At 49.2% G+C, this 17840-nt stretch carries 12 protein-coding genes; 1 reads left to right on the forward strand and 11 read right to left on the reverse strand.

The genetic code is table 11. From position 1 onward, the window contains the following. Positions 1-52: 52 nt before the first annotated feature. Positions 53-1345, reverse strand: a complete 1293-nt coding sequence (locus F4V51_RS16715) for an SGNH/GDSL hydrolase family protein (RefSeq protein ID WP_153978906.1) — start codon at positions 1343-1345, stop codon at positions 53-55. Positions 1346-1625: 280 nt separating this feature from the next. Between F4V51_RS16715 and F4V51_RS16720 the strand changes: the two genes are divergently transcribed. Further along, positions 1626-2768, forward strand: a complete 1143-nt coding sequence (locus F4V51_RS16720; RefSeq protein WP_153978907.1) for a family 8 glycosyl hydrolase — start codon at positions 1626-1628, stop codon at positions 2766-2768. Between the two features lie 128 nt (positions 2769-2896). Here the strand turns inward: F4V51_RS16720 and F4V51_RS16725 are convergent, their stop codons facing one another. The 10 genes from F4V51_RS16725 to F4V51_RS16770 all read right to left on the reverse strand — a co-directional run bounded on the left by F4V51_RS16725 (position 2897) and on the right by F4V51_RS16770 (position 17576). Next, positions 2897-4591 (reverse strand): RICIN domain-containing protein, encoded by a 1695-nt coding sequence (locus F4V51_RS16725; protein ID WP_236146815.1) that lies wholly within the window; start codon positions 4589-4591, stop codon positions 2897-2899. A 207-nt stretch (positions 4592-4798) separates the two neighbouring features. After that, entirely contained in the window at positions 4799-5743 is a 945-nt protein-coding gene (locus tag F4V51_RS16730) for a carbohydrate ABC transporter permease (protein ID WP_153978909.1), read from the reverse strand. Positions 5744-5760: 17 nt separating this feature from the next. Continuing rightward, complete coding sequence (locus tag F4V51_RS16735) at positions 5761-6606, reverse strand: carbohydrate ABC transporter permease (RefSeq protein ID WP_153978910.1); 846 nt, start codon at positions 6604-6606, stop codon at positions 5761-5763. A gap of 53 nt (positions 6607-6659) precedes the next feature. Beyond that, a complete protein-coding gene (locus F4V51_RS16740; RefSeq protein WP_153978911.1) occupies positions 6660-9242 on the reverse strand; it encodes a DUF5696 domain-containing protein in 2583 nt (860 codons plus the stop codon). A gap of 16 nt (positions 9243-9258) precedes the next feature. Beyond that, on the reverse strand, positions 9259-9894 hold the full coding sequence (locus F4V51_RS16745) for a Yip1 family protein (protein WP_095286590.1): 636 nt from the start codon (positions 9892-9894) through the stop codon (positions 9259-9261). Then, the gene (locus F4V51_RS16750; RefSeq protein WP_415753005.1) at positions 9878-11341 is read right to left on the reverse strand and encodes a hypothetical protein; all 1464 of its coding nucleotides are present in this window, start codon (positions 11339-11341) and stop codon (positions 9878-9880) included. The genes F4V51_RS16745 and F4V51_RS16750 overlap by 17 nt, the downstream gene beginning before the upstream one ends. A 15-nt stretch (positions 11342-11356) precedes the next feature. Further along, positions 11357-12232, reverse strand: a complete 876-nt coding sequence (locus tag F4V51_RS16755; protein ID WP_076288847.1) for a carbohydrate ABC transporter permease — start codon at positions 12230-12232, stop codon at positions 11357-11359. 2 nt (positions 12233-12234) lie between these two features. Continuing rightward, complete coding sequence (locus tag F4V51_RS16760) at positions 12235-13152, reverse strand: carbohydrate ABC transporter permease (RefSeq protein ID WP_376035425.1); 918 nt, start codon at positions 13150-13152, stop codon at positions 12235-12237. A gap of 58 nt (positions 13153-13210) precedes the next feature. Next, positions 13211-16108 (reverse strand): extracellular solute-binding protein, encoded by a 2898-nt coding sequence (locus tag F4V51_RS16765; protein WP_153978912.1) that lies wholly within the window; start codon positions 16106-16108, stop codon positions 13211-13213. A gap of 112 nt (positions 16109-16220) precedes the next feature. Next, entirely contained in the window at positions 16221-17576 is a 1356-nt protein-coding gene (locus F4V51_RS16770) for an ABC transporter substrate-binding protein (RefSeq protein WP_201281158.1), read from the reverse strand. Positions 17577-17840 lie beyond the last annotated feature (264 nt).

Genomic DNA, 17840 nt, shown 5'->3' on the forward strand with positions numbered 1-17840 from the left:
ACTCCCTTCATAGGTGCATTTAGCTATTGGATTAATCTCCGGCCTTTTTTTGTTAGCTGACATAGCCAAAACCAAGAATCGTGAAACGTTTATCCTCGTGCCCGTCTGCCATTTCGATCTCGATCGTATGCTCGCTGACGTGCTTCTCTTGAATCAGGAGCATGGCATGACAGCGTGTCCAATTTACTTCATGCGGATCGGCAGTTTTGGTGAGAACACCATCCACTTTGATCCGGGCTGTTCCGAACTCGTCGCTTCCGGAGTCTTTGAAGATTAAAAGAAGACTTCTGCAACGCATTTGCAGCTTGAACTTTTGTGCTTCGGCCCTCTCACCGCGGGTATACATCCAATTGTGCGGAAAGAGCGGCGTAGCATAATCGTGATCATCCATCTCAGCCATCTGCAGGTCAATATCCGTCTGCGCGAAGCACCCAGGGTCGATTTTGGCAAGCTGATTGCCATTTTTCCGATCCAGAAGTTTCACGTAGACGAAATCGTCCCCAATCAGAGGCGGCCTTCTCAGATCATGATCGTCCTGGTCCAGTTCGGCATGATTCACTGCATCAAACAGGTGACCCAGGGCATCGGCCATGATCTGATGTCCCAGGTTGGTCGGATGATATATATCATGAAAATATTGCTCTTTGGTTACGACGTTACCTTCTTGCTTGGTCTTGTGGAATTGCTCGACAAGAGCATCCTTCATGCTCACCATGGGCAGATTGTAATGCCAGCCCACCGGAGCTAGGCGATCCTGTAGATTCCAGTCATTCTCAAAGACACTGAACAAAAGGATGACTGCAGGCTTGTTATCTGCAGCAAGCGCTTTCAATATTAAACTTTCGTAACAGTTCCCCCGGGTTTCATCATCCGCATCATTAACTGCAAACTCAATAACGACGATATCCGGTTGAATTTGACCATCTCCAAGCACATCACGATCATAGCGTATCATTCCAAGTTCGGAAGGCGTTCCGCCTACTCCGGCTTTAACCAACTGAATGGAACGACTGTCTGATGGAGCAAACATCGCCTTGAACCGCTCATACGATCGATAGGCGTAACTACGGAGATGAATAGGGATTGCGCCAGCGCCGTGTGTGATAGATCCACCGATATAAGCCATAACAACAGGTTCACCCTGCCCAGCCTTTTGAATCGCCCGTTTTAATCTGGCATTGTGACCTTTGTTCAAAAGAGATTGGCTAATCATGTTGTGATATTCAGGGGAGCAGTAATCGAACGTTACCTCGTTATTCGTCTCCTTCACTCCAACGGGATCGCGCGGTGCAGTTACCCCTTGGTGTATATCTGCTCCTGGTGTATCTCCTGCATCGCGAACCATGTTTACCACCATCCTTTCTTCGATCAAAAGTTTCATGGTCAATTGAAGGACCAAACGGGTAAAACTTTATGCTTGGTGGGTCCTTCTTCACGAGTGTAACACTTACATAATTTTACAGATACCCGATAAAGTATAGGACTTGCAGCAATCATATCATTTCAATTTGGCGGTGAAAATCCAAGGAAGGAAAGAACTAAGATTTCCAATGTAAACGCTTTAATTTATACACATTTACCGTGATATAATGGGTTTAACGTTTGCATTAAAAGGAGGAAAACCCATGAATATCACCCGTCAAGGATCCTATGATACAAATACATATAACAATCTCTTTCACAAGTTTGGTTATGAGGAACAGGAAATAAATACACGGCTGGAGACGTCATGGAACGAGCTGTTTTATGGAGAAGAGAATACGCGAATCTATTACCCGATGGGTGAGGACAAAGGCTATTTACTCGATACCGGTAATAACGATGTTCGCTCCGAAGGCATGTCTTATGGCATGATGATGGCTGTTCAGATGGACAAAAAAGAAGAATTCGATCGGCTCTGGAATTATTCCCATACGTTCATGCAGCATGCTGAAGGTCGATACAAGGATTATTTTGCCTGGCACTGCAAACCCGATGGAACCCGCTTATCTCAAGGTCCTGCACCTGATGGTGAGGAGTTTTTCGCGATGGCTCTGTTCTTTGCTTCTAACCGCTGGGGTGATGGAGATGCCCCTTATAACTATAAGGAACAAGCCAGAAGAATTCTCCGAGCATGCATTCATCAAGGGGAAAATGGCGAGGGAGATCCCATGTGGGACCCGGAAACCAAGCTGATCAAATTTGTACCGGAATCACCATTCAGTGATCCATCCTACCATCTCCCCCATTTCTATGAGTTGTTTGCATTATATGCGGATGAAGACGATCAAACCTTCTGGAGAGATGCAGCGGCGGCAAGTCGAGCTTATCTGCATACCGCCTGTCATCCTGTAACCGGGCTTTCGCCTGAATATGCGAACTATGACGGATCACCAGCTCCTGTTCAGCCGCATGGTGATTTTAGACACTTTTACAGCGATGCATACCGGGTTGCCGCGAATATAGCTCTGGACTGGGAATGGTTCGGCAAGGATCCCTGGCAGGTGGAGCAGTCCAATCGAATTCAGTCCTTCTTCAGCAGCATTGATGTCGCCGAATATCGCAGATATACCATTGAAGGTGAACCGTTCGATGAACCTTCCTTGCATCCGATCGGTCTGCTCGCTACCAACGCCATGGCCTCACTAGCTGCAGATGGTCCACATGTGGAACATTTTGTACGCCTCTTTTGGAACACCCCCCTGCGCCAGGGTGAGCGCCGCTATTACGATAACTGTCTGTATTTCTTCAGCTTGCTGGCTTTAAGCGGCAGATATCGGATATATTAATCACTCTACAATGAGTCATCGTACAGACGGAGTCCTATGCATTACAGCGCATCTCACAGACTGAAATCTCAACGTAAAGAGGACCTTTCCGGCGTTAACAGCCGTGGAGGTCCTCTTGTGCAATAATGTTAATTGCTGACCGCGATAAATTTCCATTGTTGATTCGTTGCACCCGTGTACGTATTCTGCTGCAACTTGGCGCCATCGGATATGGAAGCGCTTTCCACTTCAATCGCTTTGTTGCTGTTTACGTTAATGATACTCCAGTATCCATTCCCCAGATCGTTGACTTTGAAATGCTGTGCGGTCGTGTTCAGATTGCTCATGAGCTGAACCGCTTCACCGTTCGTGAGAGTACCGTTGCGAATATCAATTACTTTGTCCGGTGAGTTCACGCTGGTTAGTGTATAGCTGCCACCGCCGATGGAGGTCAGAACCCACTTCTGAGGATTGCCGCCCAGATCGCTCCATTGCTGAAGCTGAAGATTGTTTTGATTTTGCCCTCCAGGAACGTCAATGACCTTACCCGAATGTCTGGCCACAATCTTGTAGGTTGCACCTGACACAAGCCCGGTTGTGGGTCCACCACCATTTCCACCCGGGTACGATTGAGCACGTTCATGGTACCAGTTGAACAGGAATCGTCCCATGGCACTCCGTGAAGCATCACCATCCCATTTCAGTCCAGCCGTTGGATCGGCAAAAGAGCTGCGCTGCCCTGGCTCAAGAATGAAGCCGTTCATGTGAGCCGCAATACTAACGTTTCCAGCCGCGTTGAAGATGGTTTTGGTATTGGTACCAAAACCTTCGTTGCTGCCATTAAACAGGTTCCAATAGGCCGAATCACCAGGTTTGTTCTTAAACCAGGTTACTTCCGTGATATTGATCGGATACTTGTCTGCGGCTGCTTTCACATTGGTATTCCACTGATCTTGCAAAATGGAGAAGTTATCATACGCGCCGTAACCCGGATACCAGTGAACCGCATAGCCGTAGTTGTTCAGGGGATCTGTCAATGGATGGCTTGCCGTCAGACTGTAGAACTGGTTATACCCCAGACCTGCAGCCCAGATGACGTTATCGGCACCCTGGCTACGAATCGTGGAGATGATGGAGTTCTGGAAATTGCGCAGGTCATTCCAGTGATCCACAAAATCATTTTCCCCGTTGTATCCGCCCCAATGTCCATTCGCATACGATTTCACTGGCTCGTTAATGAGCTCAAAGTGAACGTTATCGGCACTTTTAATCTCAGGACGTGATGCAAGATATCCCCAGATTTGATTGAATTTCTGCAGGTTGGAAGCGGTGGTTGCCTGGTCATCCTTCAAGGTAAAGTCGAGTCCCAGGACGACATACACACCTTTGGTTTTGGCATATTGAATGTATGGGATAATGACGTTCTGCGTAACGGTCTGCACACCGGCGAAATTGTATGTACCCGCCGCCACATCACCCATGTCCTCACGATCAATGAACAGACGTACCTGATTCATGTTCCATCCATGATTGCTGCCGTATTTCGGACTTGTGTCCGCAAATGTATCGGTAATGTCTTTCAGGTAGGCCAGTGTAGCCGCATGACGATTGTTGCCGTGCAAATTAAGATAATAATTGCTGCTCTGATACGTCCAGTATGCACCTGAAGGTTGATGCCAACCGTTCAGAAGCACAGGCTGATTGTTGCTGTTCACCAGATTCTTGCCACTTACGTGAAGCTTGCCCATAGGCATGCCTACCCACGCCTCTGCGCGGCTTCCTCCCCATGGAGCAATCGTAATGAGTAAAGCCAAAACGAGTAAAAGTTTACAAGACATCCACATCTTTTTCACTTTATATCCTCCTGTCATGATCGATTGCTATCCTCAATGCAATATCCGATGAATTACAGCAGAATCTAAAAGTAGCTAAACATCGGTTGGCGCACGCTTCCGCAACCCGTTCCATACGTTCAGGCGCAAGACTCCTCCTCCTCTCTTCAGATCGTATCGATCTGTCTCGGATCTTCCTTCACGGTTAAGGCTAACGTTTTAGCCAACGATTCCTGTACGTTCTACACTTTCCACGAAATAACGCTGCACGAAGAGATAGATAACAATCAAAGGCAGAATGGCGAGCAATATTCCCGTATCCTGAATCATGCTCAGATAAAAAGGATCCGCCTTAGAGGCTCCATCACTTACTTGTTGGGCCAGATTATACGGAAGCGAAGACAGTTGGGTCGACATGACCTTACTTGAAGTCAGATACGTGGTCGTGTAGAAGCTATCATTCCACTGCCATACAAAGGAAAACAGCATTACGGTCACCATGGATGGAATGGCATTCGGCAGCATGATACGGGCAAAGGTCCGCCCAATGCCTGCCCCGTCCACATATGCAGCCTCTTCCACTTCCTTCGGAATGCCGCGGAAGAACTGACGAAAGATGAAAATATACAATCCGGCTTTAAGCGAATTGGCCGTAATGGCGGTCAGAATGAACGGCCAGTAGGTATTCAGCAGATTCACCGGTTTACCGGCAATCAGTGTCATCAAGCCCATCAGGTCGAAGCTTTTCAGATTGAGATACACCGGAATCAAAATCGTCGTGGGCGGCACGAGAATCGTGAGAATCACACCTGCGAACAGCAAATTGCTCCCCTTGAACTTCAAACGGGCAAAACCATACCCTGCAAGGGCACAAGACGCTGTCGTTAACAATGTTGTTGTAGCTGACAGCGCGAAGGTATTGAACAGAGTCGCCCAGTAATCCATAACCCGGATGGCCTGCTGAAAGTTATCGATCGAGAAATTCTGGGGGATCCATACCACTACTGCGGAATACAGGTCACCCTTATCTTTGATGGACGTTGAGATTTTCTGAAATATCGGAAAGAGGATAACAAAGGAAAGTCCAGTAATCAGTACGAACCGAATCACAGACCAGAGCCAGCCTTTCCAGTGTTCCAGCGATAATAATCGAGAAGTCGTCACGCTGAACGTCCTCCTTTCTAATCTTGATAGAAGACTCGTTTCGAGAAAATTATGGATACAATCACGAGAATGATGGCAATCGCCAGAAAATACACCCATGCCATCGCTGAGCTGAGGCCAAAGTCAAATTTCACGAATCCGGTATCCCGGATCAGTTCAGTCATGGCGTTATTGGCAAACGAGTCGATAATCGTGTAGATCGCATTGACAAAGATCAGCGGACTGACCATCGGGAATGTAATCTTCCAGAATGCTTCGTACCCGGTAGCACCTTCCATTTTGGATGCCTCATAGAGCTGAGGCGAAATGGTCTGGATGCCAGCCAAAAAGATCAAAATCTGCACGCCCGACTGGCTGACAATCTGATAGATCCGATCCACTGCGCTGCTCAGATACGTCACGATCCATTCGCTCACCCCGGCATCCAGCATCAGATTTTCAAGCTCAAATGTACCTAGTGCGCTTCCTCCGGTACTGCTCTGATTAACAGCATCAATCAAGCTGGTGCTCTCCAGTGACATGATGACACCGGATGCCAGAATAACGGGCAGGAAGAATATGGAACGTGCCACAGCCCGGCCTCTGAACTTCTGGTTCAGGATGACGGCGAGAAACAGGCTAAATATGACAATAAGAGGCACATTGACAAGCACATCGGTAATCGACTCGATCAACGCCCGGTTAAAACTGGTATTGACGGTGAGCGCCTGAATATAGTTGGCAACCCCGGTGAATTGAATGGCAATGCCTTCCGCATTGGCCTGAATCGTGCTCATGCTGTAACGCAGCGACGCGAGCAGCGGGATGAAGAAAAACAATACAAATCCGACCAGCCATGGAAGCACGTAGATGACGCCCCACATGGCTTTCTGCTGAGCATACGTACGACTTCCCAATTTCCATTTCAGGAGTGTCTTCAGAGCTGCTCACCACCCGTCGCATAACCTTGGGCTTCCACGGATTGGCCCTCAACCTCTACAGGAAAATCATTATAATTCACGATCACGAAGCCACCGCCATCATAGGTTGTTCGGTACACACCTTCCGCCAATGCTTCATGCGATTTCATGGAACGCCCGGCGAATGGAAGATTGGTCTGATTGACCTCGTTGTACATCTCGGCAGCCAGATCTACCCACTGCTCGTAATTTGCCGCGTACAGGTCGTCATAATCGGTCTGTTTGACTACATGATTAGGCGCATTAAACCAGGCAAAGTACGGACTTGCACCATATTCAATCAGCTTCAGCACATATTGTCTCGGGTTCGTATATGTCGAGAGATTGTAGGGAGATCCCGTGTAACTAATATTTCCATGAACCACCAATTGAAAGAACGGAATCTCCTCATCCTCCAGTTTGAACTGACTGCTGCTCATTGGAGCATCTGTCAGTCCGGTAACATAAGGCAGCGCGTAGCCATTTCCACCTTCGGCCACAACGGAGCCTGCCTGCTGTTTGATCTGTTCCAGCGCTTTAGCGACTACACCCAGCGCTTCTGTTCGATCCAGCTGCTTCTTGGGATTCATGTCGCTGTTCAGCTGTTCAGCTAGATCCTGCAGGCTCAGTGATTGCGCTTGCTCTTCTTTTGAAATAGACTTCATCTCATCCAGCATATCTGTGGTAACCTGATCCAGCTTGTTGGGCGAAAGTACATAGGATGGTGACCTTTCCCTGTCACGTCGCTGTAAGGCTTGATTCATCGGATACACAACAGCCGGTTCCTGGGTTAACGTTCGTGAAGCCTCTTTATTGGGTTTGAACCCTTTCTTCGACTGCACATTCAGCAGAGCTACATCCGGATAAAATCCAATACCCGCTTCCCGTGCGTAATCACTAAATTCGCGCATGCCCTTCTTGCCACCAATGGCTCCGTCCACCGAAATGGAATCCGGCAGTCGGTGGTGCAATCCATCATTGAACCATCCGGCGTAGCGAACCTGAATGTTGGATACATTTTTCTCCGTCAGCGTGGACAGAATCTGCTTGGCTTCCTCAAAGGTCGTAAGCGCCTCAGTCGAATCATAAGGGATACCCAGCATATGCTGCCGGGTTGTCATCCCGCCGAACAATTTCAGATAAAATGGAATGCCCGCCTGTTCTTTACCCGCTTGCTGCTCGGGAAGTCCACCAGTTTGCAGCAGATAATTCCGATAGAGTTCCGCCAGCCCTGAATAGGAAGCCTTCTCCCCGCCGACAAAGGCGTAACGGACAACAAAGTCTGATGCTGTCGGTTTTTTCTGGAATTTGGGGAGTGTTCGCACCATGTCACTTGCCTGAAGTGTTACATCGCTCTTATTCATGACATAGAAGCTTGGATATACGTTGTTATAGCTGTTCAGCTTGCCGCTGATATCCGCATTCACCACTGCCACAGCGTCCCCTTCCTCGATAATGCCAAGGAAAGCTCCCTCTTTGCGAATCAGTCCAAAGACCGGCAACCGGGCTTTCGCTTCTGCCGAGCCGGCTTCTCTCAACTTCATCGTCAAATCCGGGCCGTAAACATCTTGTTGATAACCGGGATACTGGAGCTTGCCATTGTTAAAATGGATTAGTGCTCCCGAGCCGTCCGGTACAAATATCGAGCCCTCTTCATTCGTCCCTCCGGCCCCGAAATATTCCAGTACGGATATGGTGTTGATCGGATATTCTTCCGGAAAATGAATGCCGGATGCAGGAACACGCACCAGCAGGTTCTCACCATCCAGTTCGTATTCCAGCGTCAACATGAAGAGCCGCGGTCCACTTCGCTCCTGATCGATCCCCTGCTCGGCATGGTCCTGTGCCAGGTCTTCTTCCGTATAACCGGCCGTGTCAAATGCCTTGAGAGCACGAGACAGCTGAAGTCCCTGCAGAGCCTTGTCGATTCGAACATAAACACCTTCTTCTTTGTCTTCGGTATACCCGATCTTCAAGGCGCGTTCTCCTGCCTTGTCGAGCTGTGCTAACAGCTTTTGCTCAAATCGTTCCTTGCTGATTTTGACCGGCAAATCTTCAATGGAGCGTTCGGTGCTCCCGAACTGATAGTGAACCCGGACCCCGCTTGGCATAGCCTCATAGCTAACCTGTTTATGACCGATACTATCCGTATAAGAGTTCACCGTACTGCTCTGTCCCTGGTTGTTGAAAAAGCTAAGTCTGGCTTGGGATGACAGAAGATCTTTGTTAATGCCGGCCGCAATCCCGTCCTGCTCTCGATCTGCCGGATTGCTGCGCCAGATCTGTCCGCTCTCGCTGTCCAGGACAGCAATCTCTGCCGTTTTTTCATCGATAAACAGCTGCAAGGCTTCATTCCTGGCAATACCAATCATGTCTTGCAGGCGAGGATCGCTGAAAGAAGATTTCAGTTGTTCTCCGGGAGGCAGGGAGGGAAGATCCGCCTGATCTACAGCTGCTGCTGCCTCACGAGCTTGCGGTGATAGCGAGACCTGGCAACCACTTAGAAGCAGACTGCCAATCAGCAGCATTCCGGTTATTTTTTTTGCTACAGCATATTTCACTGGATGTCCTCCTTCCTTAGCCCCGAAGCACGATTTCTTGATAGATGGTTACGACAAACGATACGATCTGCTGCACCAGACTGAAGAAAAGCAAGCACAGAAAAGCCATAAAAGCCATGGCTACAAGGGTAAGCAGCATCGTAAGCACCGTCTTAGCCGGTGTGTACTGATGAACGGTCATGTTGCCCACGAATAACAGATACACCGTCCAAGCCACAGCAAGTGCATTGGAGAAATAATAAAAGGCTGTCTCCTGCGCGGAAATGACGAGACTCAGCCAAATCCACGGGAAATGAATCAGGAGAAGCGGCACCAGTGCAAAACACGTCGACATAAAAATCTCCGAAAACTTGCCTTCTCCGTCCATCAGGGTCGTTAGCGACCAGTTGGCCACACACCAGAACAGTACCGGGATCATGACGTACAACACTTCAAGCAGGCTGTTCAGATACTTGGGATTGTTAAAATTAATGAGAAAACCGCTGTACTGGGCATGCAAAATCTTGGTAACCGTCAGCAGCAGCATAATCATACAGGCAATCAGCAATGTCGTTCGTTGATTACGTTCATATTTCAGTTCCCAGTACCCATCGAACGGGTGAAAAATGAGGTGAAGCGGATACTGGTAAAGCTGCTTACTTGGCGCTTGCATTTGTTGTCCTCCTTTTCTGCCTGCGAACAATGACGACGGTAACAAACGCAGCAACAGCAAGGAATAGACCGGACATCATCCACGAAAAATGCTCACGCATCAGCTCCTTGCGGAACAAGAGAAAAGCTTTGGAGTAACCCTGCCGCTCCATGCTCCGTTTGAAATATTGCGCAGATTCGGCATAATCCTTCTGGCGAAGCAGCGACTTGCCAATACCCGCATAGGCATACTCCAGGTTCGCATTCATCTCGGCGGCCTTGGCGAACAGCACCGAGGATTGATCTTCATCCCCGTTGTAATAACTGCGCACCGCTTCGTGCAGCGTGCGCCCGTATTCGGTAATCTCGAATACCGTAATCTCACCGAGCGCCTTATCCAGCACAAGCATTCGGTCTCCTGCACGTTCCAGTGCAACTGGTGTGTTAAACTGGCCTAACCGATTGCCTATCCCCCCAAAAATATGGAGCAGGTACCCATCCCCGTTATAGGTGAATATTCTCCCTCTGCTGGAGTCAAGCACCGAATACATGTCACTGTCTCCCACGTCTACATCAATCAGGCGCGATGGCCCTGCTTCATTCGTGTACATCAGATCACCTTGTGGGTAATGATAACCTTGTCTGCGCAAGATATCGGTCCCCTGGGCATTCAGCTTCTTGATTGGATCTTTGCCGCGGTCACCGCTCGTGGCATAGATGAATCCCTCTTCATCCATATCCAGGTTGGTGAATTCCGTCGGCGTGAACATGACCATCTGACTGCGCTGCTCGCGCGTGGCAAATCGTTTCCACAAATACTCTACCGGGTCAACTTGAACCCTGTTCGCTCCGATAAAGGAGGAAAATGTACCGTCGGCACTGAATTCCATGAATCCGTCAAATACACCCGCTGCCATGACGTAAATGCGGTCTCCTTTATCCATGACAACCCGAACGGGTTTGAATTGAAAATCCGCTTGTAACAGATCCGATTTCGGCTCAGCCACAACCTTGACCAATTGGCCTTGTTCATTCAGATGAACGACGCGTTGATTGTCGGTATCCGCAATGAGAAGATCCCCTTTTTCACTTACATACAGCCCTTGCGGGTTATTGAATTGCTCCTTCTTTCCCTCACGTTCAAAGGAATCAATCGTCCGGACCAGCTTCAAATTACGATCCATTTCCACAATGCGACCATTGCCGGAATCCAGTACGAACACCCGCTGATCCGCTGTGACATGCATGTCACTTGGTTCCTTGAATGCCCCAGCGTTCACTTTTTTTCCCGTAATGATGGACGTGGCCTCGTATGCTGCAGGAGCCGGAACGGAATCGCCCCAGTAGGAATATTGGTAAGCATCCTGCTTGCCATCTGCACTCACGGGTGCTGCCTCCTGGCTGAACCACAGGAGGCAGACCATGCCCATGATGATCCAGCCCTGCTTGTTCCATGTGCTTATCCGCACCTCGCTGCCTCCTTTCTACTCTTTCATGCCCGAAGTAGCCATCGTCTGCATGACACTGCTCTGGGAGATGATGAACAGCGTAATCGGTACGATCATAAGCAGCAGTGCAACCGCTGCACCAACCCCCGCTCTCGCTATTCCTCCCTGAACAATCTGGCTGAGCGCGTAATGCAATGTTTTAAGATTTTCACTGTAAATAAAACTTCCACCGTCTGTTCCCCAGAGGGCCGGAAACTGCAAAATCATCAAAGTGAGCCATGCCGGCTTCACATTAGGCATCACAATACTCCAGAAAATCCGGTATTCATTCGCGCCATCAATTTTCGCTGCCTCCAGCAGTGCATCCGGGATCTGTTCCATGAACTGTTTCATCAGAAACAGTCCCAACGAGAACGCTAGGGATGGCACGATAATCGAAGCATGACTGTTAATCCAGCCGAGCCAGGACATCACCATGTAGTTCGGGATGGCAGTGACATGCGGCGAAAACATGAGGGACAGAATGACAATTGTGAACAGCACCTTTGAACCCGGAAAACGATATTTCGCCAGTGGATACGCCGCAGCTGAGGCCAGAAGGATATGTCCTGCTGTTCCCAGGATCGTAATGAGCAATGTATTGGCAATATAGCGCGATAACGGTACCCACGAATTGCCCATCAGATTGATCAGATCCGCGAAATTCTCCGTTGTCGGATTGTTCACCCAGAAGCGCGGTGGAAAAATAAACAATTCATCCAGTGGCTTAAATGCGTTGTTAACAGCATAGATGAGAGGTAACACCATAAATGATCCAAATACGGCCAGCAGGGCAAACAGCATCAGGCTGACGGTAAATGACCGATTCAGTCTTTTGGGCATGCCGAACACGGCACGTACTTTGCTGGTCATTGTCATTCACCTATCTTTCTCAGCATTTTTTGCGTCAAGACGTTCGTACCAAGCATCAGTGCAAACAGCACCGTTGCAATGGCCGAGGCATATCCCATCTCGAAGCGAATGGTGCCGAAGTCCATCAAGTGAGTAACGACCGTATGCGCTGCATAGTTAACACTTGGGAAACCGGCCAGGGCAATCGAAATTTCGGCTACCGCAAATGAAGCCGTAATCTGCATGACGGCGCCAAACATGAGTTGGGGTCTCATCGATGGCAGGGTAATATACCAGAGCTCCTGCCAGCGATTTTTGATCCCATCTACGGTACCGGCTTCCACCAGCGAGCGGTCAATCGTCTGCAAACCTGCGATAAAAGCCAGGAAGCTGGTTCCGAGACTGAGCCATAGTTGCACGATAATGACGATGGCCAGCACGTATCTCTCATCTGCGAGCCACTGGATGGGTTCTAGGGTGACGCCCAGACGCATCAGGAAGCCATTCATGTACCCGTAGCTGTCACCTGAGAAGATGATCAGCCAGATGAAAAATACGTTACCGGATATGGACGGAGCGTAGAATACCAGCGTCATAACTGCCCGGATTTTGGGCGATAGTTCATTGATAATCCACGCAAACAAAAAGCAGGCAATATAACTGACTGGGCCGGTGATGACGGCAAACAGCAGCGTATTTTTCAGAGCAATTAAAAAGACATCGTCCCCCAGGAACAAGCGTGAATAGTTCTGCCAGCCGATAAAACGCGGCAGCTCCAGCATATTGAAATGGAAAAAGCTGAGCCCAAGCGAAATGCCGACCGGAATGACAGTGAACATAAAAAAGATCAACATAAACGGTGCCATCAATACGTAATAATGTCTGCTGAGATACAGATCCCTTTTCAAAAGGGACCACCTGCCCGCTGGACGCGTATGGATGGCAGGAGCGGCTGCTGTCTTGGCTGTTTTGGCTTGCAACCGTTACCCTCCCTTCCTTCTACTTCAGATTGAATTCCTTGCGCTTTAACTCGATTTCGTCATCGATATACAGGACATAGTCCGACAGGGCCTCACGCGGGTTTTCGTTGGCGTTGACCACTTTACGGAATGCATTGTCCAGATGCCTGCCTGTGAAATAACCTCCTGGCAGCTGCGGGATACCTTGTACCCATTTCCATTGTTTCTCGAGATTTTGATAATCCTTCACGGGCCAAGGCAGCTGCTGCAGTGCCTTAATATTGGCCGTCGGATAGCGGGCAGCTGCCCCCATCAAGCCTTCCATTTCTCTTCCGTATTCGATCTGGGTCTGCTCATCGGTCCACCATTTCATGAACTTCCATGCAGCTTCCTTGTTGCCTGCATTTTCGAGCATCATCACGGCGCTGGTCGCACTGGCTACCTCATGCCGTATCGAACCGTCCGGAAGCTCCGTACCCGGAACAATGGTAAAATCCCAGAGGTTGCGAATTTCCGGTGCCATAACCGTCAGCATGTTGTACGTGGTATAATCGGCGATGCCAATCGGCATTTCCCCAGTACGGAACCGGTTTGGAAAGTCTGCCTTGAGCGGAAATTTGTAATTGGTATAGAACTGGGTCCAGCGTTTAAATGCATCCATTGAAATCTCCGAATCCAGTGCACTCTTCTTCTGATCTTCCGTATAGAAGGTGCCATCATTCTGATACAACAGCATGGCAAAAGTGGAATTCGGTACAAGGTTTGCATTGTTCAGCGTATCCTCGATCGGCAGATAGAACTCCATGTTGTGTTTTTGGAGCACCGCGATGGCGTTATAGACGTCCTGCCATGTCTTCGGCGGTTCAAGGCCAAGCTCATTCAGGATATCTTTCCGGTAAAAAAGCATCGGGAAGTGCTGCTGTTCCGGCAGAGCGTAAACCCCGTCATTATAACGGTAAGGCGTCAGTCCGCTTTCACGGAACCGTTCGGAAATCTCTTCGAAGTCCGGGAACTTGCTCAGATCCGCTGCCGCATTTCTCATCGCATAGTTCACGGGAATGTCCTCACCCATCTGCATGGCTACGTCCGGTCCTTCCCCCGAAAGCGTTGCAGGCAGCAGAATGTTGGGCGGAACAAGGCGCAATTGTACCGAGACATCGGTATCCGGGGTAAACGAATCATCGATCAGACCCTTAAGCACCTGGGCTTGGTCCCGTCCAGTTGTAATCCAGACGGTAATCGCGTCTTTCTTTTGCTCCACGTTGCCGATACTGTCGTAATCTTCCGTATAGGAAGCCACATAGGCTCCCAGTTCATGCTTTACTTGCTGGATGGCCGAAGAATTTGCATCCGGCAGTGACCCACCTGGCTGGGATACGACAAGGTAATCCATCGTAATGGGCTGCTCTCGTACGGTCAGAATCCAGGTACCAAGTCCGCCCACGTTAATTTTGAATGTATCCAATCGTTTCGGTACCGTCTCCGGTCTGGCCACCATATCCCTAAGCTGAACGACCATGGCATTCAGAATCGCGACTTTATCGCTCTGCTCACCCGTGGCCTCCTCCAGATAGGCTGCAACCGAGCTAAGTGTTTCAGCCTGTCGTTCAAACACCTCGGTCATCTCCGGTATACGCCGTTCGAGCTGATAATCCCGCAGCGGATCGGGCTGGTTCGAAGTGATCATTAATATTTTGCGGTACATCTCGTTCAGTTCCAGTACGCTGGACTCCACCGTACGGAGCAGCGGGGCAATATCACCCAGTGTGACCGTCATCCGAATGCGGTGTTTCCCTTTTTCAAGATGGAACTGATAGGGCTGTTCTTCTCCGGCTCCGAGGACTTGCGTTTGCCAGGAAGGACTGTAATTAAAACGAATGCGTTTCATTTCCTTGAACGGTACCTTACCGTCAATGGTGAGACTACGGGTGGCATAAATGCCGCGCAGTTGGTCCTGCTTCACCTTCAGCGCGATCTGATATAACCCGTCTTCCGGAACATCAATCTCCCACTCAATCCATTCACCCGGCAGTTTCCAGTTTATTCCTCCAATGGCGTTAATCCGAATCTTCGAAACGTGATATGGCTCCAGTGAAGGACTGGATCGATCCGAGATGGGTGAAAGTGTCGGCGAGGACTTGCTCGCTGCCTGCTCTGCCTGAACCTTAAGCATGACAGGAGTAGCCGGTTTCAAGCTGCGTGTCTCATAACTTGCCTGCAAATCCGCATAGGAAGGGACGTCCTCTTCCTGATACAGTTCGATATAATCAATGGCCATGCTCTCTCTTAGCGAGGTGAGAGTTAAATCCTGTGTACCCTTTTCAAAATAAAATTGGAACGGCTCCTCGAAGTAACCTGCGCTATCCCTGAAGGAAGCGAGCTGCCACTCGGGCTGTTCCACCTGTCTCGGCCTGAGATCGTTGCCGCGGTCATCCCGCCTGATGTCTTCTTCCCGATTGCCCCACACCCTGTCGAACAGCAGGACGTCAGCCCCCCTGAATGGAACCTGCCCGTTTAGCTCCAGCCTGCGTTCGATCCCTGAACTCTTGCCTTCAACGGGATAATAATGGATGCGGACATGGTACAGACCACTCGCTTGAACAGGCACATCCCAGCGAATGCTTCCGGTTTCAGGCGTAATGACGGCTTTGCCATCCAATCCTTCATATCCCTGTACAACTTCGAATGCTCCGCCTTCGGCCTGAACATAAGATTCGCCTTCAATTCGTATGACGTTATCCGGCTTGGCGCTGCTGGCATGCATACTCAGATAATGTTCATAGCTGCTTTCATCGTCCGTGTTCGAGACCGCTTCAAAATCTTCGAGCGCATGTACCGTTCCCGTGCTTTGATCACGCGATGGATAGATCGTCCAGATCGAGAACACTAAGGCCAGGACAAGCACCAGAATCAGCCCCATTTTCTTACGTGACCGCATGTTCGAATGTATCCCCTTTCCTGTAAGCGTAGCGACCATAAAACGGTTGACTAACTAACCCGGACAGACCACACCGATACTGATGCGTTCTGCCCGTGTATAGTGTAGGTGCTTATTTATATACCTCATCAATCGCTGCCTGGAAGGGAGCCTTGTATTTCTCAATCAGCGTAGATACGGATACGCCCTCTTTAAGCTCTGCATCAAAGTCCCAGAATGGCAGGGACGGGAATGTATTGTGGTCAAGTACAAGCATGCCCTCTGCAACCTCTCTGGCGTTATTGATGTCCGCCTCATCCGTCAGGTGTGTCTCCAGCGTGGATTGGCCAGGATACTCGTAGATTGAATCGATCTCGTTAATTTTCTCCCAGATGTACATCAGTTGTTCCGGGTTCTCCACCGCTTTAGGAATTGTAATTGCTTGGTAGCGTGATTCACCAGAGTGATATGCCGAAGCACTTGGTCCTTTGGGAAAAGGTACAAAGCCGATATCATAATCCTTCATATCCGTCATAATGCCTTCCACCTCGTACATTGCCCCTGCGTACATCAGCGTATTACCTTGACGGAAGAAGGTGGACGGTTCTGTCCAGTCGCCGCCTTCTGAAGCTCTGCCGACTTTCTCGGTTGCCATTTTGGACAGGAAGTTCAGCGCTTCTTTGGTCTTCGGATCCTCCAGGTTCTGCTTATCTTCTTTGGTCAGAGAAGCTTCGTTGGAATACAAAACGGGTTCAAGAAGACCTGTCTGAGCAAGTCCCCACGTATCCAGCTTGCCATCGTTGTTTCGATCCTTGTTTGCTTCCTTTGCGACGCTGAGGAATGTATCCCAGTTCCATTCATCGGCATCCACATATTCCTGCAATGGCTTCAATCCCAGTTCCTGCATAAGGGTCCGGTTGTAGAAAATGCCATTAATGAACGAAGATTGATCTTCGGTAAACCCGTATCCCTTGCCTTCGTACTGCATGTATTCCTTGGTCGTTTTCTGGTTGAATACCTTGTCGTTTTTGATATAGTCATCCACTGGCCACAACAGATCCTGTTTGGTCAATGCAGGGATGGCGTAATCCTTACCGAGCCTTACAAAGTCCCCAAGCGGTTCACCTGCCATCAGAGAAGCCACTACTTTCTCCTGATACTCACCAAAGTCGATAGAAACATATTCGATGTTAAAGTTGTGTTTTTTCTTCAGTGCTTCCAGATTTTCGAGGCGCTGAATATTGTCCGGGTTATTGTCCTGAATCTCCATGTCCCACCAAGCAACCACTTTGATGGTCCGGCCGCCCATATCAAAATCCATCTCCGGCGTGGAGTTTGGATTCTCGGGCTCCGTTTCGGCAGGTTGTTGTTCCTCCTGAGGTACCGGTTTCTCCGGTTCAGGTTGTGCGGTTGGCGTAGAACTGCATGCAGCAATGAACAGCATGACCGCGAATACCAGGCTCAGCAGCATAAACTTGTTTTTTCTCATCGTCTTCCCCCCTGATTGTCGTTTGCTCCCACAGTGTATCTCTCGGATGAAAGCGTAAACAACCTGATGAAACTTAGATATTTACCCTGTCAAATTATAGAAAGGCATGGTTTTGAAAAGATACGCTGTCTTTTTAATATGAATTGGTAAAGAAATGCACTATCTGCAAAAAGTTGCACATTGTATGCGCTTTCTTTTATTCCCATAATAAAATTATGCCTTTATTCAGAGATGAACCGCCCGCACAAAATTCAGGAAGGTGAG

This window comes from Paenibacillus xylanilyticus (assembly GCF_009664365.1).
Classification (GTDB): domain Bacteria; phylum Bacillota; class Bacilli; order Paenibacillales; family Paenibacillaceae; genus Paenibacillus; species Paenibacillus xylanilyticus_A.